19 protein-coding genes are annotated in these 23,112 nt (G+C 70.7%); 5 read left to right on the plus strand and 14 right to left on the minus strand.

Annotation, left to right across the window (positions count from 1 at the left end; all coding sequences use genetic code 11):
• Positions 1-3: 3 nt before the first annotated feature.
• The 11 genes from ACYBSK_RS26810 to ACYBSK_RS26860 form a co-directional block, all read right to left on the minus strand.
• Positions 4-1,461, minus strand: coding sequence for a nucleobase:cation symporter-2 family protein (locus ACYBSK_RS26810; RefSeq protein WP_460243644.1), 1,458 nt, complete (start codon positions 1,459-1,461; stop codon positions 4-6).
• A gap of 269 nt (positions 1,462-1,730) precedes the next feature.
• On the minus strand, positions 1,731-3,116 hold the full coding sequence (locus ACYBSK_RS26815) for an 8-oxoguanine deaminase (protein WP_457479796.1): 1,386 nt from the start codon (positions 3,114-3,116) through the stop codon (positions 1,731-1,733).
• Between the two features lie 45 nt (positions 3,117-3,161).
• A complete protein-coding gene (locus ACYBSK_RS26820) occupies positions 3,162-4,583 on the minus strand; it encodes a nucleobase:cation symporter-2 family protein (protein ID WP_457479797.1) in 1,422 nt (473 codons plus the stop codon).
• 87 nt (positions 4,584-4,670) lie between these two features.
• Entirely contained in the window at positions 4,671-5,606 is a 936-nt protein-coding gene (gene pucL / locus ACYBSK_RS26825) for a factor-independent urate hydroxylase (RefSeq protein WP_460243645.1), read from the minus strand.
• Positions 5,607-5,611: 5 nt separating this feature from the next.
• Positions 5,612-6,001 (minus strand): hydroxyisourate hydrolase, encoded by a 390-nt coding sequence (gene uraH, locus ACYBSK_RS26830; RefSeq protein ID WP_457479799.1) that lies wholly within the window; start codon positions 5,999-6,001, stop codon positions 5,612-5,614.
• 16 nt (positions 6,002-6,017) lie between these two features.
• Positions 6,018-6,521, minus strand: a complete 504-nt coding sequence (gene uraD / locus ACYBSK_RS26835) for a 2-oxo-4-hydroxy-4-carboxy-5-ureidoimidazoline decarboxylase (protein ID WP_457479800.1) — start codon at positions 6,519-6,521, stop codon at positions 6,018-6,020.
• A gap of 162 nt (positions 6,522-6,683) precedes the next feature.
• On the minus strand, positions 6,684-6,995 hold the full coding sequence (locus tag ACYBSK_RS26840) for a helix-turn-helix domain-containing protein (RefSeq protein WP_457481867.1): 312 nt from the start codon (positions 6,993-6,995) through the stop codon (positions 6,684-6,686).
• A gap of 50 nt (positions 6,996-7,045) precedes the next feature.
• Complete coding sequence (locus ACYBSK_RS26845) at positions 7,046-7,312, minus strand: hypothetical protein (protein WP_457479801.1); 267 nt, start codon at positions 7,310-7,312, stop codon at positions 7,046-7,048.
• 49 nt (positions 7,313-7,361) lie between these two features.
• Entirely contained in the window at positions 7,362-8,975 is a 1,614-nt protein-coding gene (locus tag ACYBSK_RS26850; RefSeq protein WP_460243646.1) for an ABC transporter substrate-binding protein, read from the minus strand.
• Between the two features lies 1 nt (position 8,976).
• A complete protein-coding gene (locus tag ACYBSK_RS26855; RefSeq protein ID WP_457479803.1) occupies positions 8,977-11,241 on the minus strand; it encodes a hypothetical protein in 2,265 nt (754 codons plus the stop codon).
• Positions 11,238-11,996 (minus strand): hypothetical protein, encoded by a 759-nt coding sequence (locus tag ACYBSK_RS26860; protein ID WP_457479804.1) that lies wholly within the window; start codon positions 11,994-11,996, stop codon positions 11,238-11,240. Before ACYBSK_RS26860 ends, ACYBSK_RS26855 begins: the two co-directional genes overlap by 4 nt.
• A 263-nt stretch (positions 11,997-12,259) precedes the next feature.
• Between ACYBSK_RS26860 and ACYBSK_RS26865 the strand changes: the two genes are divergently transcribed.
• The 3 genes from ACYBSK_RS26865 (at position 12,260) to ACYBSK_RS26875 (ending at position 15,716) form a co-directional block, all read left to right on the plus strand.
• Positions 12,260-13,096 (plus strand): TIM barrel protein, encoded by an 837-nt coding sequence (locus ACYBSK_RS26865; protein ID WP_460247107.1) that lies wholly within the window; start codon positions 12,260-12,262, stop codon positions 13,094-13,096.
• A gap of 64 nt (positions 13,097-13,160) precedes the next feature.
• Positions 13,161-14,057, plus strand: coding sequence for a 2-hydroxy-3-oxopropionate reductase (locus ACYBSK_RS26870; RefSeq protein WP_457479805.1), 897 nt, complete (start codon positions 13,161-13,163; stop codon positions 14,055-14,057).
• Positions 14,058-14,258: 201 nt separating this feature from the next.
• Positions 14,259-15,716, plus strand: a complete 1,458-nt coding sequence (locus ACYBSK_RS26875) for a catalase (RefSeq protein ID WP_457479806.1) — start codon at positions 14,259-14,261, stop codon at positions 15,714-15,716.
• A gap of 682 nt (positions 15,717-16,398) precedes the next feature.
• Here ACYBSK_RS26875 and gcl read toward each other — a convergent pair.
• Positions 16,399-18,186, minus strand: coding sequence for a glyoxylate carboligase (gene gcl, locus ACYBSK_RS26880; protein WP_460243647.1), 1,788 nt, complete (start codon positions 18,184-18,186; stop codon positions 16,399-16,401).
• A 259-nt stretch (positions 18,187-18,445) separates the two neighbouring features.
• Between gcl and ACYBSK_RS26885 the strand changes: the two genes are divergently transcribed.
• Together ACYBSK_RS26885 and ACYBSK_RS26890 are read left to right on the plus strand one after the other, a co-directional pair.
• A complete protein-coding gene (locus ACYBSK_RS26885) occupies positions 18,446-19,138 on the plus strand; it encodes a hypothetical protein (RefSeq protein WP_457479808.1) in 693 nt (230 codons plus the stop codon).
• 75 nt (positions 19,139-19,213) lie between these two features.
• The gene (locus ACYBSK_RS26890; protein WP_457479809.1) at positions 19,214-19,720 is read left to right on the plus strand and encodes a GNAT family N-acetyltransferase; all 507 of its coding nucleotides are present in this window, start codon (positions 19,214-19,216) and stop codon (positions 19,718-19,720) included.
• Positions 19,721-19,744: 24 nt separating this feature from the next.
• Here the strand turns inward: ACYBSK_RS26890 and ACYBSK_RS26895 are convergent, their stop codons facing one another.
• Both ACYBSK_RS26895 and ACYBSK_RS26900 read right to left on the minus strand, forming a co-directional pair.
• Positions 19,745-21,367 (minus strand): AMP-binding protein, encoded by a 1,623-nt coding sequence (locus tag ACYBSK_RS26895; protein WP_460243648.1) that lies wholly within the window; start codon positions 21,365-21,367, stop codon positions 19,745-19,747.
• The gene (locus tag ACYBSK_RS26900) at positions 21,364-23,073 is read right to left on the minus strand and encodes an AMP-binding protein (RefSeq protein ID WP_457479811.1); all 1,710 of its coding nucleotides are present in this window, start codon (positions 23,071-23,073) and stop codon (positions 21,364-21,366) included. Before ACYBSK_RS26900 ends, ACYBSK_RS26895 begins: the two co-directional genes overlap by 4 nt.
• Positions 23,074-23,112: the final 39 nt, after the last annotated feature.

A 23,112-nucleotide genomic window follows, 5' to 3' on the forward strand; every position in this document is an offset into this window, starting at 1 on the left:
TGGTCAGTGCGCCCCGGCCGCCGACGGCGTACCGCGCTGCTCCGCGATGTCACCGCCCGACTCCATCGGCGATGTGACGTCGTCGGCGTCGCGCCCCTTGCCGATGTGGTTGAACAGCAGGTTCAGCACGACCGCCGCGACACAGCCCGTGGAGATGCCCGAGTCCAGGATGATCTTCGCGTTCTCCGGGAACGCGTGGTAGAACTCCGGCACCGCGATGGGGATGAGACCGACGGCGAGCGACACGGCCACGATGAGGACGTTGTTGTCCTTGTCGAGGTTGGCCTTGACCAGGGTCTGGATGCCGCTGGCCGCGACCGAGCCGAACAGGACGACGCCCGCGCCGCCGAGCACCGGGCGCGGCACGACGGCGATCAGCGAGGCCGCCATCGGGCACAGGCCCATCAGGACGAGGAAGCCGCCACCGGCCGCGACCACGAACCGGCTGCGGATCTTCGTCATCGCGACGAGGCCGATGTTCTGGGCGAACGCGCTGCACATGAAGCCGTTGAACAGCGGGCTGACGGCGGAGCCGAGGGTGTCGGCGCGCAGGCCCGCCGCGATCGTCTTCTCGTCGGCGGGGCGGCCGACGATCTCACCGAGGGCGAGCATGTCGGCGGTCGACTCGGTCATCGAGACCACCATGACGACGCACAGCGAGACGATGGCCGCGCCCGCGAACTGCGGGGCACCGAAGTGGAACGGCGTCGGGAAGCCGATGAGGCTCGCCTCGCCGACCGGCGAGAAGTCGGTGGCACCGAACGGGATCGCGATCAGCGTGCCGATCACCAGGCCGAGCAGCACCGCGATCTGCTTGACGAAGCCGGTGGTGAAGCGGCGGATGACGAGGACGATCACGAGCGTGATGCCGGCGAGCGCCAGGTTCTGCATCGAGCCGTAGTCGGCCGCCTTGGTGTCGGGGCCCTGGGCCCAGCCGAAGGCGACCGGCATCAGCGAGACACCGATGAGCGTGATGACCGTGCCGGTGACGACCGGTGGGAAGAACCGGACCAGCTTGGAGAAGAACGGCGCGGCTATGAAGCCGAGCACGCCCGCGACGATGACCGCGCCGAAGATGATCGGCAGCGCGTCGTCCTTGTCCTTCGTCGAGCCGACGACGGCGAGCATCGGGGCGACACCCGCGAACGTCACCCCGTTCACGAACGGCAGGCGGGCGCCGATCTTCCAGATGCCGAGCGTCTGGAGGAAGGTGGCGAGGCCCGCCGTGAAGAGGCAGGCGCCCGTCAGGAAGGTGAGGTCCTTCGGGCTGAGGCCGATCGCCGCGCCGACGATGAGCGGGGGCGCGACCACGCCCGCGTACATCGCCGCCACGTGCTGGAGGCCCGTCGTCACCATCTTCAGCGGTGGCAACGTCTCGTCGACCGGATGTTTGGTATGCCCCGCCCGCGCCTCTTCGGTCGCGTCGGGGGTGGTGCCTTGCTTGGTGAACCTGGGCTTCATCGCCACTGCGGCTCCTCCGGTTGTTTTCCAGCACCGGCAGGCAGCCGGCGCTTTTCGCTTCTAGGAGGTGGTGCAAGGTGCAAGGTCGTGCTGGTGGTGCTGATGGTGCGGCTCTATTCGGTTGTTGTGCGCCCAGGTACTACTGGCCGCCCCGGGGACGTGAGGCTTTGGGCCACGTCCCAGGGGCGGCACTCGGTCGAGCAGCCCGCTCGGCAGCTCGATCGAGTCCCCGGCCAGGGGCCGTCCCCCCTGACCGGAGTCTCAACAACTCAGCTCTCGGCGGCGATCCGCGCGAGTCGCTGCGCCTCCGCCCGCGTGGAGCGGGCGATGGCGTCCTCGTCGACGTGCAGCAGGCGGCTGTCCTCGACCACCGGCTTGCCGTTCACGAGGGAGAGGGTGACCGGTGCGGCCGCGCCGAAGACGAGCGCGGTCACCGGGTCGGCGATCGATGCGTGGGCGAGGGTGTCCATCCTCCACAGCACCAGGTCGGCCAGCTTGCCGGCTTCGAGCGACCCGATCTGGGTGGCCCGGCCGAGCACCTGCGCGCCCCCGTACGTCCCGAGGCGCAGTGCCTGACGGGCGTTCAGGGCCGCCTCGCGGTGCGCGCCGAGGCGGTTGATGAGGAGGGCGTTGCGCAGTTCGGTGTGGAGCTCGCCCGACTCGTTGGAGGCGGTGCCGTCGACGCCGAGGCCGACCGGAACGCCGGCCGCGAGCATGTCGGGGACGCGGGCGATGCCGGCCGCGAGGCGGGCGTTGGACGACGGGCAGTGCGCGACACCCGTCTTCGTACGCCCGAACGCGGCGATGTCGGAGTCGTTCATGTGGACGCTGTGCGCCATCCACACGTCCTCACCGAGCCAGCCCGTCGACTCGAAGTAGTCGGTGGGGCCCATGCCGAACAGTTCGTGGCAGAACTTCTCCTCCTCGACGGTCTCGCTGCCGTGGGTGTGCAGCCGGACGCCGAGGCGGCGCGCCAACTCGGCGCCCTGCTTGAGGAGTTCGGTGGAGACGGAGAACGGCGAGCAGGGAGCCACGGCCACCTGCGTCATCGCGTCGAAGGAGGCGTCGTGGTGCTTGTTCACCGTCTCCTCGGTCGCGGCGAGCGCGCCGTCGAGGGTCTCGACGGCGAAGTCGGGCGGCAGTCCGCCGTCCTTCTCGCTGCGGTCCATGGAGCCGCGCGCCAGGGTGAAGCGCACGCCCATCTCGGAGGCGGCCCGGATGATCGATCCGGAGAGGTCGCCGGAGCCCTGCGGGAACACGTAGTGGTGGTCCATGGCGGTGGTGACACCGCCGCGGGCCATCATCGCGAGGGAGCCCTGCGCCGCCGCGTATGTCATCTGCTCGTCGATGCGCGCCCATGTCGGGTACAGCGCCACCAGCCAGTTGAACAGGTTGTGGTCCGTCGCCAGGCCACGGGTGATCCACTGGTAGAAGTGGTGGTGCGTGTTGACCAGGCCGGGTGTGGCCAGGTGTCCGGTGCCGTCGATCCGGCGGACGACATTTTCGAGGCCCTCGGGCGCGGGGCCCGCGCCGAGGGACTCGATCCTGTTGCCCGCCACGACGACGTGTCCCGAGGCGTACTCGGTGTCGTGGGCGTCGACCGTCGCGATCGCGACGTTCTCGATGACAATGCGGTCTGCCGAAGAAGGTGCCATGGTGCTTCCTTCAGTCGTGGTGGCGTTTTTGGGCACGGCATGACCCTAGGAAGATTTGAGTGCCGCGGCGGCGCCTGTGCTGCCGCGGGTGCCGAGATGGTGGAAGAAAAGGTTCAGCGAGACGGCGACGAGGGCGCCGGCGCTGATTCCGGAGCCGAGCACGGTCTGCGCCCAGGCCGGGAAGTCCGCGTAGAAGGTGGGCGCGGCGAGCGGGATGATGCCCGCGCCGAGCGAGACGGCCACCAGGATGATGTTGGAGCTGTCGTCGAGGCCCGCCTCGGAGAGCGTACGGATGCCGCTGACGGCGATCGAGCCGAACAGCACGATGCCCGCGCCGCCCAGGACCGGCATGGGGACCAGGGAGACGACCGCGCCGAGCATCGGGAAGATGCCGAGGATCAGCAGGGTGCCGCCCGCGACGGCGACGACGTAGCGGCTGCGTACCTTCGTGAGGGACACCACGCCGACGTTCTGGGCGAAGGCGGAGGTCGGGAAGCCGCCGAAGATCGGGCCGATGAAGGTGGCGATGCCGTCGGTGCGCAGTCCGCGGGTGATGGTCTTCCCGTCGCAGTCGCGCTCGCAGATCTCGCCGATGGCGAGCATGCCGGCGCTGGACTCGGTCATCAGGACGAGCATGACGAGGCAGAGCGAGATGATCGCGGCGGGCTGGAACTCGGGGGCGCCGAAGGCGAACGGCGTGGGGAGCGCGGCCACGGGCGCGGACCCGATGGCGCTGAAGTCCGCCATGCCGAACGGGATCGCGGCGAGCGTGCCGATCAACAGGCCGAAGAGCAGCGCGACTTGCTTGACGAAGCCCTTGCCGAAGCGCTGCATCAGCAGGATGACGACGAGCGTGAAGGCGGCGAGGGCGAGGTAGCGCATGTCGCCGTAGTCGGCGGCGGTCTTGTCGCCGCCCTGGGCCCAGCCGACGGGCACGGGCATCAGCGTCACACCGATGAGGGTGATGACGACGCCGGTGACGAGCGGCGGGAAGAACCTCAGCAGCCGGCCGAAGAACGGGCCGATGGCGAGGCAGAAGACACCGGCGACCATGACCGCCCCGTAGATCGCGGGGAGTTGATCGCCTGCGGCGTTGGTCTCGGCGATGGCGAGCATCGGTGCGATGCCCGCGGAGGACGCGGCGTTGACGAAGGGCAGCCGGTTGCCGACGAAGCCCTTGACGCCGAGTGTCTGGAGCAGGGTGGCCACGCCCGCGATGAGCAGCGAGGCGGCGATCAGCCGGGTCTGGCCCGCGGTGTCGAGGCCGACGGCCTGGCCGATGATGAGCGGCGGGGTGACGACGCCGGCGTACATGGCGGCGATGTGCTGGAGTGCGGCGGGGACGAGCCGCGACGGGTGGAGCTTTTCATCCACGGGATGCACCTGCGAGGCGGCGCTCGCGGTGTCTTCCGATGGGGTGGAACACGGGCCCTCGGCTTCAGCCGGCCCCTTTGCTGGCACTGCCATTGCTTTATGTTCCCTCCGGGTGCAGGCGCGCCCCCGCCGACTGCGGGTGGGAAGGGGCGCGCTGCCGCGTCAACTACGCCTGAGGCGTCAGAGGTTGGTCATGTCGACCGGGATGCGCTGCTCGGCGCCGTCCCGCAGGATGGTGGCCTCGATCAGGCCGTAGGGGCGGTCGGCCGCCCAGTACACCGCGCCGTCCTTCGCCTCGTTCTCCAGGCCGAAGGCCGAGAGGTCCTGGCGGAAGTGGTGCTTGTTCGGTGCGGAGAAGCGGATCTCGTCGATCTCGCTGCGGTTGTTGATGACGCGCGAACCCATCTGGAAGAGGGTCTGCTGGAGCGACAGCGAGTACGTCTCGACGAAGGCCTGGAGGATGTGCTTCTTCGACTGCTCGTACGACTTGTTCCAGTTGGGGGTGCGCTCGTCGCCGACGCCCGTCCAGCTGTGCCGCCACCACGTCGAAAGCGACGTGGCGAGGATGCGGTCGTAGTCCTCCTTGAGCGTCGTGTACTTGTCCTTGATGTAGCCCCAGAACTCGGAGTTCGTGGTGTTCATCACGGTCAAGTCCTTGAGCCCGCTGAGGACTTCGAACTTCTCGCCGTCGTAGGTGACCTGCACCAGGCGCGTCTCCTGGCCCTTGCGGACGAAGGAGTGCTTCACCTCGTCGGCGCCGATGAACTGGGAGCCCGCGTCGGAGCCGGCGATGCGCTCCCAGGCGTACTCCTCGATGCGGATGCGCGCCCGGTGGATGGACGGCTGGCTGTCGACGAAGTGCCGGGCGAGCTCGATGCCGTACTGCTCCGCCGACTCGATGCCGTGTTCCTTGGCGAAGGCGAAGCAGGTGTTCTTGGTGGTGTCCGTCGGCAGGCAGTTGGCGTTCGACCCGGTGAGGTGGACGTCGTCGAGGTCGCCGCTGAGCGCGACCGAGACGTTCAGGTCCTTGATGTGGTGGGTGTCGCCGTCCCGCGTGATCTTTACGACTCGGTTCTCGGCCTTGCCGTACTGGTTGGAACCCAGGATCGTGGGCATGTCTGCTAGCTCCCTCGGTAAACGGAGTAGCCGAACGGGTTGAGCAGCAGCGGCACGTGGTAGTGCTCGCCCGGGTTCACCGCGAAGGTGATGGCAACCTCGGGGAAAAACGCGCCGCTGTCCCGATTCGCGGGGGCGTCCTGCTGCGCATCGGCTTGCTTCTTGACGAAGTACGCCTCGGTCTCGAAGTCGAGACGTACGTGGGTGGTGCCCTCCGGCAGCGCCGGCAGGTCCTTGCAGCGACCGTCCGCGTCGGTGGCGGAGCCGCCGAGCGCCTGCCACTCGCCACCCGAACCGGCGCGTGCGGCAAGGGAGATGGCGACGCCCTCGGCGGGGCGTCCGATGCTGGTGTCCAGGATGTGCGTGGACACCGAGGCGGTCGTTTCGGTACTCATCGGGCTTCCTCTTCGGTCAGGCGTCGATCAGGCGCGTCAGGCGGATGCGGTTGATCTTGCCCAGTTCGGTGCGGACGATCTCCCGCTCCTCCTCGGCCGTGTTGCCGATCCGCTCCTTGAGCGCACCGAGCATCTGCTCCGCGGTGGCTCCGGTGGCGCAGATGAGGAAGACATGGCCGAACGTGTCCTGGTACTCCAGGTTGAGTTCGAGCATCTCCGCCTTGAGTTCCTCGGAGGCCCCCGCCATGCCGCGCTGCTCACGCGAGGACGTGGGGTCGCCGGGCTTCGGGCGGCCGATCGGCGGGTGCCCCGCCATCGCCTCGGCGAGGTCGTCCGCGGTCAGCTCCGCCATGGCGGCGTCGCTGGCCGTAAGGAGGGACTCGACGGAGGCGAAGGGGCGCTGGGCGAGGATCTTGCTCCCCCACACCGATGAAGCACACACCTCGTGGAGTTCGGCCTGCGCCGCACTCTCGTCCGAGGCGTTGAACCGGGTCAGCCCCGGCGTGGAACCTGAAGTCACGGCTATGCCTTCCGTGGCCTTGTGCTGGACGGGCTGCAGATAGCTAACGCCCCCGGAAACACCACGTCAACAGTTTGTTGAAAACTTGGAGCGACAAAAAACCGCCGTCCGGATATCGGACGGCGGTGTGCACACGCGCTGCGGGAGCCAGGAAATCCCAGGTCAGGAGGGCTTGTCCCGGTTCAGATAGTTGTAGACGGTGAAGCGGGAGACACCGAGGGCGCCGGCCACCGTCTCCACACCGTGACGTACGGAGAACGCTCCCCGGGCCTCCAGCAGGCGGACGACCTCCTGCTTCTGCTTGCGGTCGAGCTCGGAGAGCGGGCGGCCCTTGGTGCGCTCCATGGCGGCCAGGATGTGGTCGAGCGAGTCCGCCAGCTGGGGCAGGCGCACGGCCACGACGTCGGCCCCCTGCCACGCCAGCACGACGTCGTCGGGGCCCGCGCCGTCCGGCGGCACCATCTCCCCGCCCATGGCGTCGACCAGCGGCTTGACCGCCGTGATGAAGGCGTCCCCGGTCTCGTTCACGCGTCGTCGTCCTTCCCCGTCGCGTCCCCCACCACGTTGACCTGAAGGGAGATCCGCGTCGCACCGCTGTCGAGGCTTCTGCGCAGCAGGGCGTCGACCGCGGTCAGGACCGCGTCCGCGTTGCCCTCCGCCGTATTGCCGAACGGCCCCACGTCGACCTCGTCGAGATCGGCCGCCTCGATCACCCGGCGGGCCGCGACCGCGTGCTCGGGCGCCTCCTCCAGGTCGAAGGGCTCCGTCGTGAACTCCACTCTCAATCGCACGCGTTCAACCTAACGCGTACGCGGCCCCGGACGGGAGCGGGCGGGGCGATCAGGGAGGCGGGCACGTGCTGTCCGCGCTCTCGTACGTCCGGTACAGGGGCGCCCCGCTCCGGTTCTCCTGCGGGAACGTCACGACGGGCACCGGTTTGCACACGGGCCACTGCCCGGCCCCGGTCCTCGCGGCGCTCTCGCGGGTGTCGACGAACGTGAAGTCGCCGCTCGCGGCCTGCACGCACTGGGCGCAGTCGTCCTGCGGGCTGCCCTTGCGCAGCTGGTCGTGGACGTCGTCGTGGGTCACCTTGCCGTCCCCGCTGGAGCGGGCCTGCTTCACGGCGTTGCTCACGGCGGCGAGCGCGTCGTGGTACATCGTGGCGTAGCCGTCGTTGAGGGCGTCGGGCCTGCCGCCGAACAGGTCCTCGTAGGCCCGCGCGAACCGCCCGAAGTGGCGGGGTGTCTGCTCGTCGCCGCGCTGCCAGCGGGGTGCGTCCACGGCGGCGGCCGTGACGATCCGGATGTGCAGGCGGCGGGTGATCTCGCGGATCGTGCGGGTCTCGGTGCCCGGGTCGCGGCCGGTGCTGACGCGCAGGACACGCAGCGGGTCCCGCGCCGAGTAGCCGCAGGAGTTCGTCTCGTCGACGGCCTCCACGAAGGGCTGGAGGTCCGCGTCGCGGCCCGCCAGGAAGACCGTCCTGGTCCCGGCGGCGCACATGGCCTCCACCGACTCCTTGAAGTCCTGGGTGTCACCCCGCTCCGGCCCCTTCCGGCCCTGGTACATCTCGACCCTGCGCCGCACCGGGTCGTCGGTGATGCCGTAGTCGGCGCCGAACTTCCGCCGCAGGACCTCGCGCAGATCGGACACGTACCGGTCCTTGCGGTCGTCCGCGATCATGAACGTCTTCTTCCGGTTCACGCCGGTCCGGGTCACGTACGCCTTCAGGGCGTCGACGAGCTGGGCGTTGGAGGGCGAGACCTTGAACAGGTACGGGTTCTCCATGTCGGTGGCGCTCAGCACGGCGCTGACGGCCGGTATCCGGTGCCTTTGGAGGCCGCGCACGGAGGCCAGGGTCTCGCTGTCGCTGTTGGGGAAGCCGATGGCGGCGACGACCGGGGCGGCACCGTCGAGACGCGCGGTCAGCGCACGGGTCACGTACGGCCAGTGGTCGAGGTACTCCCCCACGTTCGCGAAGAGGAGCTGGATGGCGGTGCCCTTGGTCGTCGCCCCGCGATTGTGCTCGACTTGCGCGACGTACGCGCCCTGCAACGCGTGCAGGATCAGCTCCTCGGACATGGCCGCGCCCCGCGTCCGCTCGGTGTACGGCATGACGACGGCGACGCTGACCACCTGCCGCCGCGGCGCGCTCGCCCGCGCCGCCGCGTTCTCGCGGGCGATGCGCTCCAGGACGCCCTTGAGCCCCGGGGCGAACGCGTACGGCCGCGCGGTGACACCGACACACTCCCCGGCGTCGCCCACGCGCCGCAGGTCGTGGTCGGCGGAGCAGTAGCGCCGCCCGTCGAGGTACGTGTCCACGCCCCACCACGTGCCCGCTCCGACCAGCGCCCCCACGACCAGCCACAGCGCGACGACGTCGAGCAGGCCGAGCACCCGGAACCGCAGCCTGCGGGGCAGCCAGCGCCAGTTCCTGCGGTCCGTCCAGCGCCTCACGTCACCCTCCCGTTCGCGGCTGGTCGCCCTGCCAGCTGCGCTCCAGCGGCCAGTCCTCCCCGTCCCGCACGGCCCGCGGCCAGCGGATCGCGGCCTGCGCGAGGACCGCCCGCCCGGTGAGGTGCTGGGCGGACAGGAACGACAGGTCCTGGCCGATCCGCGCGGTCAGCGTCCGGTCCGCCTCGGCGAGCTCGTCGGCGGCGTACCACAGGGCGTGCAGCAGCCGGTAGATCGCCTGCTTCTCCAGGCCCGCCTCGGGGTCCGCCCGGACCTGGAGCCGGTCCCTGCGCCCCTTGCCGACCTCCTGGCACTGCTCGAACCACAGGTCGCCGGGCGGGCGCGGCGCGTGCGCCACGGTCCGCAGGGTGCGCAGCCACTCCAGGGCGTCGCTGTCGGACCGTACGAAGTCGGTGTGCAGCCGGTCGACGACCTCCTGGGCCTCTCCCCCGGCGAGCCGGTGCCACAGGAAGCGCGCCCACTCGTCGCGCCCGGCCCGGCCCGCGCGGCCCTCGGCGCGGCGCCGGTGGTGCTGGGCGAGCAGTCCGTGCGCGTCGCCCCAGCCGACGCCGCCCGCGCCGCGCCCGCTGCGCATCTGGTGCACGAGCAGGGCGCGCAGGAAGCGGTCCGTGATGAACGGGCGGCTGCCGGGGCCGCGCGACCAGCGCTCCCGTTCCAGCTGGGCGGCGACGCCGTCGGCCGCGGCGAGGTCGTCGATGCGGCGCGGCACCCACCGCTCGGCCAGCTGCTCGGCGGCCTCCCGGTCCCAGGCCAGCGAGAACAGGCACAGCTCGTCGTGGTTCTCGCTGCCGACGAGGGTGTTCAGGAGCCGCCAGATCACGGACTCGCCCGCGCCGCCGGGGTGGGCGAGGTCGAGCAGTTCCTCGGCCGCCACCCACTCCTCGCCGCGCGCCTTGTGCACGACGGCGTCGCACATGCGGCGGGCGCCCATCGGGTGGCCCCGGGTCAGGTCGTGCAGCGCGGTCGCGATGTACGGGTCGAAGGTGACCCGCTCGTCGCGCCGGAGCATGCGCTCCAGGTGCTGGGTGTCGAGCGGCGGCAGCGGCAGGATGAGCACGCCCTGCGAGGGCTCGTGCCCTTCCCGGCTCCAGCGGGTCCGCGCGCCGACCTCCTGGAGCGGCTGCCGGGTGGCCGCCGTGTACGGGGCGGTCTCCTGCTCGTCCTCCGGAGTCTCGGCGTCGTCGTCGGCGTCCGCGCGCAGCTCCGTGGCGAGGACGACGAGCGGGTCGCGGGCGCCGCTGGCCCCCAACGCCCGCTGCTCCAGCAGGAGTTCGAGGAAGTCGCGGCCGGGGTCGGTGTGCACGTTGTCGAGCAGGACCAGCGGCCGCGGGGCCCGGTTGCCGCGCCGCAGCCACCCGTAGCGGACGTCCCTGAGAAACGCGGCCATCAGCATCCGCTCGACGCCGCGCCGGAAGCCCCGGCCCTGGTGGAACTCCTGGGTGAGCCGGGCCACGGCCCGCGCGCGCCGCGCCGGCGGCACCCGGGGCGGTTCGCTCGCGGCGTCGGGCGGCAGGCCGCGCAGCCGGTTGTCGCTCTCGCTGCGGTGGTGCTCGTACCAGCCGACCAGGTCGCGGGCGCCGAGCCCGCGGGCGCGGCGCCGCCCGCGGCCGAGGTAGGCGCGCACGGCCGCCTCGGGGAACTCGGCGGGGTCGGGCGAGCCGCCGTCCGGGGCCGGGCGCAGCGCGGGGCGGAACAGGGCGTCCCAGGTGGGCGGCGGGTCGCCGGTCGGCCAGGGGCCCAGCAGGGCGGCGGCGTGCCGGTCGGCGACGTCGCGTTCGTCGTCGATGCCGGGGCGCCGGGCGGAGATCACGGCGAGCAGTCCGGCGGTGGTCCTGGGGAAGCGCAGCCGCCCGAACCCGGCGACGGGGAGCGACAGTTGACGGATCAGCTCGACCAGCATCTCGACCGCGTACGAGTTGTTGGCGATCTCGGGGCCCACCCTGGCCCACTCCTGGAGGTCCGTGCAGTTGATGCGGGCGAAGGGCACGCGCGGGCCGGGCCAGGGGCCGGTGTCGGGGGCGTAGGCGCGCTGGAGGTCGTTCAGCATGGCGCTCTTGCCGGTGCCGTGCCGCCCGCTGAGCAGGACGACGGGCAGGTCGTCGGCGAACTCGTGGTGGCGGCGCCTGCGGTGCCGGTCGCGCTCCAGGCCGATGAGGCGCGGCACCAGCTGACGCAGGAGCGGCTGGCGCGCGTAGACCTCGGGCATCTGGTCGTCGGGTTCGGTGGCGGGGCCTCCGTGGTCGGTCATGGCAGCCTCAGGGTCTGCCGGATGATCTCCGCCAGGAAGCCGGTCGCCAGGTCCCGGCCCTCGGACTGGAGCAGGCGGGTGGCGCGCTCGAAGAAGCTGCGCACCGCGCCGTCGTCCGGCCGGCCGCCGCCGCGGCTCGCGTCGGTCAGCTCACCGGCGAGCTCGACCACCCGCCGCAGCTCGCCGTCGCTCTCGGACAGGTCCGGCCGGGACGCCTGGACGAGCCGGGCCAGCTGCTCGTACGAGAGGGTCATGCCGGGCCCCGGTTCCGGCGCGGCCTCGGGCAGTCCGAGGTGGTCGCGGGCGTACTCCAGGTCCTCCAGGGCGAGTTGGCGGCCGCAGTAGAAGGCCTCGCTGGCCCACAGGAAGTCCTCGGGGTTGGACTCCTCGCCGCTGCGGTGCTGCCCGGCCCGGTCCCAGTAGGCGAACAGGGCCGCCTTGGCGTAGCGCCGCCTGGCCTCCCGGTCGGCGTACGCCTCGTCCCAGACGGCGACCTCGGCGAGGCCGGCGGCGGTGGGGCCGACCAGCGGCGGGTCGGCGCCCGAGTCGTTGTGCACGGTGAGCCAGCCGAGTGCGGCGAGGCGCTCCACGCAGTCGGCGACCAGGTCCACGCTGCACCGCTCGTGGGCCGCGAAATCGGCGCTGGCCACCCGGCTCGTCCCGCCCGTTCCGGTCCGCTCGACGAGCCAGCGCAGGAACCGCGCGGACGCGGCCCCCGCCTCGTCGTAGACCGGCGAGAGACCGTTCGTCGGCACTGACCGGGATCCGCCCATCTCCCCCAACTCCCGTGACCGGCAACGGGCGTTCACCTTCCCAGAACTTCCGGGCCGGACACGTGACACACGGCGGTTTCTTGACGGCCGCACGGACGGGTGCGCGGGGCGAATTTCGGCGGCCCCTCTTGACAGCCACGAACCTCTCCAGGCAATCTTCCATCAAGTAGAAACGAACTTCCGCAATACGGAAGCTTGACCAAGACGAACCTGACATGACGAACCTGAAGGGAGCGCCGACCCTGATGGGCTTCACAGACCAGCGCTTCAACGTCAACCTGTCGATCCTCTTCACGGAGCTCCCGCTCCTGGAGCGCCCTGCGGCCGCCGCCGCGGCGGGCTTCACGGCGGTCGAGCTGTGGTGGCCCTGGGTCGACGCCCCCACGCCCGCCCAATCCGAGCTCGACGCCCTGCGCGCCGCGATCAAGGACGCGGGCGTGCAGCTCACCGGACTGAACTTCTACGCGGGCCAGCTGCCGGGACCGGACCGGGGCGCCCTGTCGATCCCCGGCGAGGAGAGCGAGAAGTTCCGCGCGAACATCGACGTCGCGGCCGACTTCGCCCAGTCCCTCGGCTGCACGGCGCTCAACGCCCTGTACGGCAACCGGGTCGACGGGGTCTCCGAGCAGGAGCAGGACGAACTCGCCCTGGAGAACCTGGTGCTGGCGGCCCGCGCGGCCGACCGCGTCGGCGCCGTGCTGCTCATCGAGGCGCTGAACGCGCCGGAGTCGCCCAAGTGCCCGATCGTGAGCGCCCCGAAGGCGATCGAGATCGTGGACAAGGTGAACGCGGCGACCGGCCTCGGCAACGCCAAGTTCCTGATGGACCTGTACCACCTGTCCATGAACGGCGAGGACCTGACGGCGATCATCACCGCGTACACCGACAGGACGGCGCACGTGCAGATCGCGGACAACCCGGGCCGCGGCGCCCCCGGCACCGGTTCGCTGCCGCTGGAGGAGCTGCTCGACCAGCTCAAGAAGGCCGGTTACGAGGGCTACGTGGGCCTGGAGTACAAGCCGGGCGACGCCCCGAGCGCCGAGGCCTTCGACTGGCTGCCGCGCGAGCACCGCGCCGCCTGAGCCGTAGTCGAACCCGCCAACTCATCGACGTATCACCGCTTTTACAGTCTTTGGAGTCACCCTCATGAGCAACAACCTCCCCAAGGTCGCGTGGATCGGTCTCGGCATCATGGGTTCGCCCATGTCGGAGAACCTGATCAAGGCCGGTTACGACGTCACGGGCTTCACCCTGGAGCAGGACAAGCTGGACCGCCTCGCGGCCGCCGGCGGCACCGCCGCGAAGTCGATCGCCGAGGCCGTCAAGGACGCCGATGTCGTCGTGACGATGGTTCCGGCCTCCCCGCAGGTCGAGGCCATCGCCTACGGCCCGGACGGCATCCTGGAGAACGCGAAGTCGGGCGCCCTGCTCATCGACATGTCGTCGATCACCCCGCAGACCTCGGTCGACCTCGCGAAGGCCGCCAAGGACAAGGGCATCCGCGTCCTGGACGCCCCCGTCTCCGGTGGCGAGGCCGGTGCGATCGAGGCCGTGCTTTCCATCATGGTCGGCGGTGAGCAGGCCGAGTTCGACGAGGCCAAGCCGCTGCTCGACGCGCTCGGCAAGACGATCGTGCTGTGCGGTCCGCACGGCTCGGGTCAGACGGTGAAGGCCGCCAACCAGCTGATCGTCGCCGTGAACATCCAGGCGTGCGCCGAGGCCGTGGTCTTCCTGGAGAAGTCCGGCGTGGACCTCAAGGCCGCGCTCGACGTCCTCAACGGCGGCCTGGCCGGCTCCACCGTGCTGACCCGCAAGAAGGACAACTTCCTGAACCGGGACTTCAAGCCGGGCTTCCGCATCGACCTGCACCACAAGGACATGGGCATCGTCACCGACGCCGCCCGCAACGTCGGTGCCGCGCTGCCCGTCGGCGCCACGGTCGCCCAGCTGGTCGCCTCGCTGCGCGCCCAGGGCGACGGCGGCCTCGACCACTCGGCGCTGCTGCGCTCGGTCGAGCGCCTCTCGGGCGACCAGCCCAAGTAGGCACCGACCCCCAGACTTCCGGGCCGTGGCGGCGCTGACACCTGTCCTGTCGCGCCCAGGCGTCGCCGCGGCCCGGAACCATCACCTCAACTTCAACAAACTGTTGACGTAGCTGTTCAGGGGTCCTTACGCTCCACTGCATCGCCCCCGTTAACCGCTCTCATCGTCAGCAGCAATTGCACGGAAGGTCGCCCCGAACAAATGCCGAAGCGTGTGCTCACCACAGAGTCCGGCGCCCCTGTCGCCGACAACCAGAACTCCGCCACCGCAGGCGTCGGCGGCCCGATCCTGCTCCAGGACCAGCACCTCCTGGAGAAGCTCGCCCGCTTCAACCGCGAGCGCATCCCGGAGCGCGTGGTGCACGCCCGCGGTTCCGGCGCGTACGGCTACTTCGAGGTGACGGACGACGTCACCGACTACACGTACGCCGACTTCCTGAACACGGTGGGCAAGCGCACCGAGGTCTTCCTGCGCTTCTCGACCGTCGCCGACAACCTCGGTGGCGCGGACGCCGTCCGCGACCCGCGCGGCTTCGCGCTGAAGTTCTACACCGAGGAGGGCAATTACGACCTCGTCGGCAACAACACCCCGGTCTTCTTCATCAAGGACCCGCTGAAGTTCCCCGACTTCATCCACTCGCAGAAGCGCGACCCGTTCACGGGCAAGCAGGAGCCGGAGAACGTCTGGGACTTCTGGGCGCACGCCCCCGAGGCCACGCACCAGGTGACCTGGCTGATGGGCGACCGCGGCATCCCGGCGTCGTACCGCCACATGAACGGTTACGGCTCGCACACCTACCAGTGGACGAACGAGCAGGGCGAAGCCTTCTTCGTGAAGTACCACTTCAAGACGAACCAGGGCATCCGCTCGCTCTCGTCCGAGCAGGCCGCGGAGATCGCCGGCAAGGACCCGAACTCCCACCAGACGGACCTGCTCCAGGCCATCGAGCGCGGCGTCAACCCGTCCTGGACGCTCTACGTCCAGCTGATGCCGGCCGCCGAGGCCGCGGACTACCGCTTCAACCCGTTCGACCTCACCAAGGTGTGGCCGCACAAGGACTACCCGCTCCAGCGCGTCGGCCGCCTGGTCCTGGACCGCAACCCCGACAACGTCTTCGCCGAGGTCGAGCAGGCCGCGTTCTCCCCGAACAACTTCGTTCCGGGCATCGGCCCCTCCCCCGACAAGATGCTCCAGGGCCGCCTGTTCGCCTACGCGGACGCGCACCGCTACCGCCTGGGCGTCAACCACACCCAGCTCGCGGTCAACGCCCCGAAGGCGACGACGGCGAACAACTACGGCCGCGACGGCGCCATGGCCACCAACGCCTACGCCCGCGCCCACAAGAACTACGAGCCGAACTCCTTCGACGGCCCCGTCGAGACCGGCCGCCCGCTGGCCGCGCCGCAGGCGATCCACGGCTACACGGGCACGCACGAGGCCCCGGCCCACACGAAGGACGACGACTTCTTCCAGGCGGGCGAGCTGTACCGCCTGATGTCCGAGGACGAGAAGAAGCGCCTGGTCGCCAACATCGCCGGCGGCCTCTCCCAGGTCTCCCGCGACGACATCGTCGAGAAGAACCTGGCCCACTTCCACGCCGCCGACGCCGACTACGGCAAGCGCGTGGAGGAGGCGGTCCGCGCCCTGCGCGAGGACTGAGCCTCCTGCCGGACCGCGTACGGGGTGACGGGAGGTCGCCCCGTACGCAAGGACCCGCGCCGTTCGTACGACCCGGATGAGGGGTGGTCGTGCCGGACGGTCGCGGGCGGACGAGGACCGCGGCGGCTTGTGCAGCGTACGAGCCAGTGCGGTGGTGAAGGTTCACCGCTCCTCTCTCGACCAGAGGGAGAGCGGGCGGGGAACCGTCGTACGACAGCCGCCGCGGTCCCAGCCACCCCCTGGACTCCGTCCGGTGGCGCGCATGCATGTTCCGCCAGTCGCGCGCCGTCGGACGGCAACGACCCTCCTCCCGAACAGAGCCAGAGCCCCGGATACGACGGTCCGTATCCGGGGCTCTTTCGTGTCCCGACTTCGCGTCCCGACTTCGCGTCCCGCCGGGAGGGCTCCGCCGCCCTGTGCGGGAACGCCACACCCCGATGACGGCCCACCGTCCCAACGCCTCGGGGCTCCGCCCCGTACCCCGCTGCTCAATCGCCGCAGAGGCTTGAGGAGTGCGGGTGTCGCCGGCTCCGCCTGGGGCGGCAGGGTGGGCAAGGTGGGGTCCGGGTCCGCGCACTGTGAGCACGAGCGCCAGGCACCCTGCGGGGACCCGTCACAGCAACGAGGGCGGGCCCCCGGTTCCGTGGAACCGGGGGCCCGCCCTGCGTGGGTGCGACCCGAATCAGACCTTCAGTGGCCGCACAGCCGTGGGCGCGTGGCCCGGCTCCGTGGCGAGTTCCTCGAACTCCTTGACGGCGCTGATGTCGGCCGTCGGGCTCATGGAGATGTTGGTGATGCGCTCCAGGATGGCCTCGACGACGACCGGCACCTGGTGCTCCTGCGCGAGCTTCTTGGCCTGCTCGAAGGCGGTGGCCAGCTCGTTCGGGTCGGTCACGCGGATCGCCTTGCAGCCGAGGCCCTCGGCGACCTTGACGTGGTCGACGCCGTAGACGCCCAGCTCGGGGCTGTTCTGGTTCTCGAACTCCAGGTTGACCTGGAAGTTGATGTCCAGGCCGATCTGGGCCTGGCGGATCAGGCCCAGGTAGGCGTTGTTGACCAGGACGTGGACGTACGGGATGCGGTGCTGCGCGCCGACCGCCAGTTCCTCGATCATGAACTGGAAGTCGTAGTCGCCGGACAGCGCGACGACCTGCGTGTCCGGGTCGGCCTTGGCGACGCCGAGCGCGGCCGGGATCGTCCAGCCGAGCGGGCCCGCCTGGCCGCAGTTGATCCAGTGCCGCGGCTTGTAGACGTGCAGCATCTGCGCGCCGGCGATCTGCGAGAGGCCGATCGTCGTGACGTACCGGGTGTCCTTGCCGAACGCCCGGTTCATCTCCTCGTAGACGCGCTGCGGCTTCATGGGGATGTTGTCGAAGTGCGTACGGCGCAGGAGGGTCTCCTTGCGCTCCAGGTGCGAGGCGACCCACGCCGAGCGGTCGGGCAGCTTGCCGGCCGCCTTCAGCTCCTTGGCGACCTCGACGAACAGCTCCAGGGCCGACTTGGCGTCGGAGGCGATCCCGTAGTCCGGCGCGAAGATCTTGCCGATCTGCGTCGGCTCGATGTCGACGTGCACGAACTTCCGCTCACCGCGGTAGACATCGAGCTTGTAGCCGGTGTGGCGGTTGGCCCACCGGTTGCCGATGCCGAGGACGAAGTCCGACTCCAGGAACGTGGCGTTGCCGTACCGGTGACCGGTCTGCTGGCCGACCATGCCGGCGTTCAGGTCGTGGTCGTCGGGGATCGTGCCCCAGCCCATCAGGGTGGGAACGACCGGGGTGTTGGTGATCTCGGCGAACTCGACCAGGAGGTCGGAGGCGTCCGCGTTGACGATGCCGCCGCCCGCGACGATCAGCGGCCGCTCCGACTCGACGAGGAGCTTGATCGCCTTCTCGATCTGCGCACGCGTCGCGGCCGGCTTGTAGATCGGCAGCGGCTCGTACGTCTCCGGGTCGAACTCGATCTCCGTCTGCTGGACGTCGATCGGCAGGTCGATGAGGACGGGGCCCGGACGGCCGGACCGCATCAGGTGGAAGGCCTGCTGGAAGATGCCCGGGACCTGCGCGGCCTCCAGGACGGTGACCGCCATCTTCGCGACCGGCTTGGCGATCGCGGCGATGTCGACGGCCTGGAAGTCCTCCTTGTGCAGGAGGTGGCTCGGGGCCTGGCCCGTGATGCAGAGGATCGGGATCGAGTCCCCGGTCGCGGAGTACAGCCCCGTGATCATGTCGGTCCCGGCGGGACCCGAAGTGCCGATGCAGACACCGATGTTGCCCGGGTTGGTACGCGTGTAGCCCTCGGCCATGTGCGAGGCGCCCTCGACGTGGCGGGCGAGCGTGTGGTCGATGCCACCGCTCTCCTTGAGCTCCTTGTAGAAGGGGTTGATGGCGGCACCGGGCACGCCGAACGCGTTCGTGACGCCCTCGCGCTTGAGGATCTCAACGGCCGCGCGGGCGGCGGTCATTCGAGCCATGAGTGCTCCCGACTCCTGCTGTGACTGTGTACGGCTACGGCTGTCGGATTCGCGCTCCCGTCGCGCCCCGCGGCGAGCTCTGAATTCCGTCTCCCCAGCCCCGCGATCGATCTCAGTTGACTTTCACGATGCGGAAACTAGGTTCTGCTATATGGAAGCAATGTAGAGGGGCGCTTTGGAGGCCGTCAAGGTGGATGATGAGAACGACGTCGATCCGCTTTTGCGGCAGGACCCGGGCAGTACCAGAGGGGGAGTTGCCATGGCCGAGCCCGCGCGCCTGCGCTGCCCCACCTGCCGGCGCGAGCACCTGTACGCGCCCGCGGCCCTGCCCTGCGCCTGCGGCGCGCCGGTCGCGCCCCCGATGGTCCGCGGCGCCGCGCCCGTCCCGGTCTCCGAGCGCACCTGGGCCGACGACTGGGTCACGCTGCGCTGCCCCGTGTGCGGCCGCCACGACCGCTGGCCCCGCCCCGAGCTGGGCTGCGCCTGCGGCACGGTGCTGCGCGTCCCGGTCCACGACGACCAGGCACCGGCGCCCACCCACATACCGCTGCCGCGCACGGCCGCGCCCCCGCGCCCCGCCTTCCAGCCCGTCGCCATCCGCACCGCGCGCGACGCCGTGACGGCGGTGGCGCTCTATCTGCGCTGGCTCGGCTACGACGACGTGCGCCGGGCCGACCAGCGCCCGCCCTCCGGCATCGGCCTCGCGGCACGCGGGGTCGTCGCCCAGATCGAGCCGTCGGTGCGGCCCGCGACCCTGCGCGACGTGGAGTGCCTGTGGCTCCAGTCGATGACGGAGTCCGCGGCCTGCGCCTACTTCTCACTGGCCGGATACACGGACGACGGCCGCACCCGCGCCGACGCCCTCCGCGTCCCGCTGTTCGTCCTCGACCTGGCCGGGGTGCCCCAGCCGGTGAACAGCCCGGCGGACGAGCTGATCGCGGGCGGCGCGTAACGCCGCGCGCGGGCGCCCCTGGCCGGCCACGAAAACGACCGCGCGGCCACCTGCCCCGCACGCGATACTTGCGCCATGCAGATCCGCCCCGCCGAGCCCGCCGACCTCCCCCGCCTCCAGGCGATCGAGACGGCCGCGGGTGAGATCTTCCGGACGGTCGGCATGGCCGCGGTCGCCGACGACGCGCCGCCCACCGTCGCCGAGCTGGACCGCTACCGGCGGGCGGGGCACGCCTGGGTCGCGGCCGAGGACACCGGGACCGTAGTCGCGTACCTGGTCGCCGAGGTGGTCGACGGCGCCCTCCACATCGAGCAGGTCACCGTGCACCCCGACGCCGCGCGCCGCGGCGTGGGTCAGGCCCTGATCGCGTGCGCCGCCGACTGCGCGCGCGACCAGGGCCTGACCGGTCTCACCCTGACCACGTTCACCGACGTGCCGTGGAACGCCCCGTACTACGAGCGCCTCGGCTTCCGCCGGCTGTCCGGGGCCGCGCTCACGCCGGGCCTGCGCGCGATCCGCGCGGCGGAGGCGGAGCACGGTCTGGACCGGTGGCCCAGGGTGTGCATGAGGCGGGAGCCGTGAGCCCCCTGTCTGCGGTTGTACGTTCTACAACTCCCCGTACCCCTCACGGAGTTCCACTTTCCGGACCTTCCCGCTGACGGTCATCGGGAACCGTTCCAGAAGGCGCAGACGGCTCGGGATTTTGTAGTGCGCGAGCCGGTCGCGGCAGAAGGCGCGGACCTCGTCGAGCGTGAGCGTGTCCGCGGGGTCGCGCAGGATGACACAGGCGAGCACCTCCTCCCCGTACTTCTCGTGCGGCACACCCACCACCTGCACATCGGCGATCTTGGGGTGCCCGTAGAGGAACTCCTCGATCTCGCGCGGCGAGATGTTCTCCCCACCCCGGATGATCATGTCCTTGATGCGTCCGACGATCTGCGCGTATCCGTCCTCGCGGATCACGGCCAGGTCGCCGGTGTGCATCCACCGTCCGGCGTCGATGACCTCGGCGGTCTTCTCCGGCTCGTCCCAGTAGCCGAGCATCACGCTGTACCCGCGCGTGCACAGCTCCCCGGGTTCGCCGCGCGGCAGGGTGACACCGGTGACCGGGTCGATCACCTTGACCTCGATGTGCGGCAGGACGCGGCCGACGGTGCCGGTGCGCCGCTCCAGGTCGTCGTCGCGGCGGGTCTGGAGGGACACCGGTGAGGTCTCGGTCATGCCGTAGCAGATGGACACCTCGGCCATGTGCATCTCGGCGACGACCCGCTTCATCACCTCGACCGGGCACGGCGAGCCCGCCATGATGCCCGTACGCAGGCTGCTCAGGTCGTACGACGCGAAGTCCGGGAGGTTCAGCTCCGCGATGAACATGGTGGGCACGCCGTACAGCGAGGTGCACCGCTCCTGCTGGACGGCGCGCAGGGTGGCGGCGGGCTCGAAGGACGGGCCGGGGACGACGATGCAGGCGCCGTGCGAGGTGGCGCCCAGGTTCCCCATCACCATGCCGAAGCAGTGGTAGAAGGGCACCGGCAGGCACACCCGGTCCTGCTCGGTGTAGCCGACCGTCTCCCCCACCCAGTAGCCGTTGTTGAGGATGTTGTGGTGGGAGAGGGTGGCCCCCTTCGGGAAGCCGGTGGTGCCGGAGGTGTACTGGACGTTGACCGGGTCGTCGCACGACAACTCGGCGTCGCGCTCGGCCAGTCGGTCCGCCCCGACGGAGGCGCCGGCGGCGACGAGCGCGTCCCAGCTGTCCTCGCCGATGAAGACCTGCTCGCGCAACTCCCGGCACTGCGGGGCGACGTGCCGTACGAGGTCGCGGTAGTCGGTGCCCTTGTGCTCGGTCGACGCGACGAGCAGCGAGACGCCCGACTGCTTGAGGACGAACTCCAGCTCGTGCGCCCGGTAGGCCGGGTTGATGTTCACCATGACCGCGCCGATCCGCGCGGTCGCGTACTGGACGAGCACCCACTCGGCGCAGTTGACCGCCCAGATGCCGACGCGGTCGCCCTTGGCGACGCCACGGGCCAGCAGCCCGCGCGCCAACTGGTCGACATCGTCACCGAGTTGGGCGTACGTCCAGCGGCGCCCGCTCGGCACGTCGACGAGTGCCTCGCGCTCGGGCCACGCCTCGACGACCCGGCGCAGATTGCCGCCGATGGTGTCACCGAGCAGCGGCACCTCGCTGGTGCCGTGCGCGTACGACAACTCGTGGGAGCTTCCCGTCACTTGAAGTCCTCCTCGCGGTACTCGGCGGTGGAGCCCTTGGCGGTGGCCTCGCGCAGTTCGATGCGGCGGATCTTCCCGGAGACCGTCTTGGGCAGCTCGCCGAACTCGATGCGGCGCAGCCGCTTGTACGGGGCGAGGACCGCGCGGGAGTGCTCGAAGAGCAGCTTCGCGGTGTCCGCGCCGGGTTCGTAGCCCTCGGCGAGCACGATGTACGCCTTCGGGACGGCGAGCCGCAGCTCGTCGGGGGCGGGCACGACGGCGGCCTCGGCGACCGCCTCGTGTTCGAGGAGGGCGCTCTCCAGCTCGAAGGGGCTGATCTTGTAGTCGCTGGCCTTGAACACGTCGTCGGCGCGGCCCACGTACGTCAGATAGCCGTCGGCGTCGCGCGACCCGATGTCACCGGTGCGGTAGAAGCCGCCCGCCATCGCCTCCGCCGTGCGCTCCGGGTCGCCGTGGTAGCCGGTCATCAGGCCGACGGGGCGGGCGGAGAGGTCGAGGCTGATCTCGCCCTCGTCGGCCCCGGGCCGCCCGGTCACCGGGTCGAGCAGCTCGACCTTGAAGCCGGGGCTGGGACGCCCCATGGAACCGGACTTGAGCACCTGCCCGGGGCTGTTGGAGACCTGGACGGAGGTCTCGGTCTGCCCGAAGCCGTCGCGGATGGTGATGCCCCAGGCCCGCTCGACCTGCTCGATGACCTCCGGGTTGAGCGGCTCACCGGCGGCGACGACCTCGCGCGGCGGCGTGCGCAGCTGGGTGAGGTCGGCCTGGATGAGCATGCGCCACACGGTCGGCGGCGCGCAGAACGAGGTGACACCGGCCCGGTCCATGGTGGCCATCAGCCGGCCCGCGTCGAAGCGCGTGTAGTTGTAGAGGAAGACGGTCGCCTCGGCGTTCCACGGCGCGAAGAAGTTCGACCAGGCGTGCTTGGCCCAGCCGGGCGAGGAGATGTTGAGGTGCACGTCGCCGGGGCGCAGCCCGATCCAGTACATCGTCGCCAAGTGGCCCACGGGGTAGGACACATGGGTGTGCTCGACGAGCTTGGGCCGGGCCGTCGTACCGGACGTGAAGTACAGCAGCATCGGATCCTCGGCGCGCGTCACCCCGTCGGCCTCGAAGGTGTCGGCGGCGCCACCGGAGTCCTCGTACGCCAGCCACCCGTCGTCGCGCGCGCCCGCCCCGACGACGATCCGGGTGTACTCCCCCGGCACCTCGCCGAACTTGGCGACGTCCTCGGGGCGTACGACGACGTGCTTGGCCCGGCCGCGCTCGACGCGGTCGGTGAGGTCGGCGGGGCCGAGCAGCGGGGTGGCGGGGATGACGACGGCCCGCAGCTTCATCGCGGCGAGCATGACCTCCCACAGTTCGACCTGGTTGCCGAGCATCAGCAGCACACGGTCGCCCGCGCCGACGCCGTGGCCGCGCAGCCAGTTGGCGACCTGGTTGGAGCGGCGGCGCAGGGTGTCGAAGGAGAACCGCGCCTCGGTGTCGTCCTCCTCGACGATGTGCAGGGCGGTCTTGTCGTTGCCCTCGGCGATGACGTCGAACCAGTCGAGGGCCCAGTTGAAGCGCTCCGGGCGGGGCCAGGCGAAGCCCTCGTACGCGGCCTCGTAGTCCCGCGCGTGCCGCAGCAGGAAGTCACGGGCCGCGCGGAACTGCCCCGTGGGGCCGCCGGCCGTCGTCTCCGTGGGTCCGTTCGCCGTCGTCATGAGCGCTCCGTATGTCCGTGGGCGGTCCGGGAGGTCCGT

Source organism: Streptomyces sp. BYX5S (assembly GCF_054724165.1).

What these genes read in the sequence shown, in the direction of transcription:
- ACYBSK_RS26855 (WP_457479803.1), bottom strand. Translation starts at nt 11,241, where the DNA reads ATGACCGACCACGGAGGCCCCGCCACCGAACCCGACGACCAGATGCCC.
- ACYBSK_RS26810 (WP_460243644.1), bottom strand. Translation starts at nt 1,461, where the DNA reads ATGAAGCCCAGGTTCACCAAGCAAGGCACCACCCCCGACGCGACCGAA.
- ACYBSK_RS26820 (WP_457479797.1), bottom strand. Translation starts at nt 4,583, where the DNA reads ATGGCAGTGCCAGCAAAGGGGCCGGCTGAAGCCGAGGGCCCGTGTTCC.
- ACYBSK_RS26865 (WP_460247107.1), top strand. Translation starts at nt 12,260, where the DNA reads ATGGGCTTCACAGACCAGCGCTTCAACGTCAACCTGTCGATCCTCTTC.
- ACYBSK_RS26875 (WP_457479806.1), top strand. Translation starts at nt 14,259, where the DNA reads ATGCCGAAGCGTGTGCTCACCACAGAGTCCGGCGCCCCTGTCGCCGAC.
- ACYBSK_RS26900 (WP_457479811.1), bottom strand. Translation starts at nt 23,073, where the DNA reads ATGACGACGGCGAACGGACCCACGGAGACGACGGCCGGCGGCCCCACG.
- ACYBSK_RS26870 (WP_457479805.1), top strand. Translation starts at nt 13,161, where the DNA reads ATGAGCAACAACCTCCCCAAGGTCGCGTGGATCGGTCTCGGCATCATG.
- pucL (WP_460243645.1), bottom strand. Translation starts at nt 5,606, where the DNA reads ATGCCCACGATCCTGGGTTCCAACCAGTACGGCAAGGCCGAGAACCGA.
- ACYBSK_RS26840 (WP_457481867.1), bottom strand. Translation starts at nt 6,995, where the DNA reads ATGGGCGGGGAGATGGTGCCGCCGGACGGCGCGGGCCCCGACGACGTC.
- ACYBSK_RS26815 (WP_457479796.1), bottom strand. Translation starts at nt 3,116, where the DNA reads ATGGCACCTTCTTCGGCAGACCGCATTGTCATCGAGAACGTCGCGATC.
- gcl (WP_460243647.1), bottom strand. Translation starts at nt 18,186, where the DNA reads ATGGCTCGAATGACCGCCGCCCGCGCGGCCGTTGAGATCCTCAAGCGC.
- uraH (WP_457479799.1), bottom strand. Translation starts at nt 6,001, where the DNA reads ATGAGTACCGAAACGACCGCCTCGGTGTCCACGCACATCCTGGACACC.
- ACYBSK_RS26890 (WP_457479809.1), top strand. Translation starts at nt 19,214, where the DNA reads ATGCAGATCCGCCCCGCCGAGCCCGCCGACCTCCCCCGCCTCCAGGCG.
- ACYBSK_RS26885 (WP_457479808.1), top strand. Translation starts at nt 18,446, where the DNA reads ATGGCCGAGCCCGCGCGCCTGCGCTGCCCCACCTGCCGGCGCGAGCAC.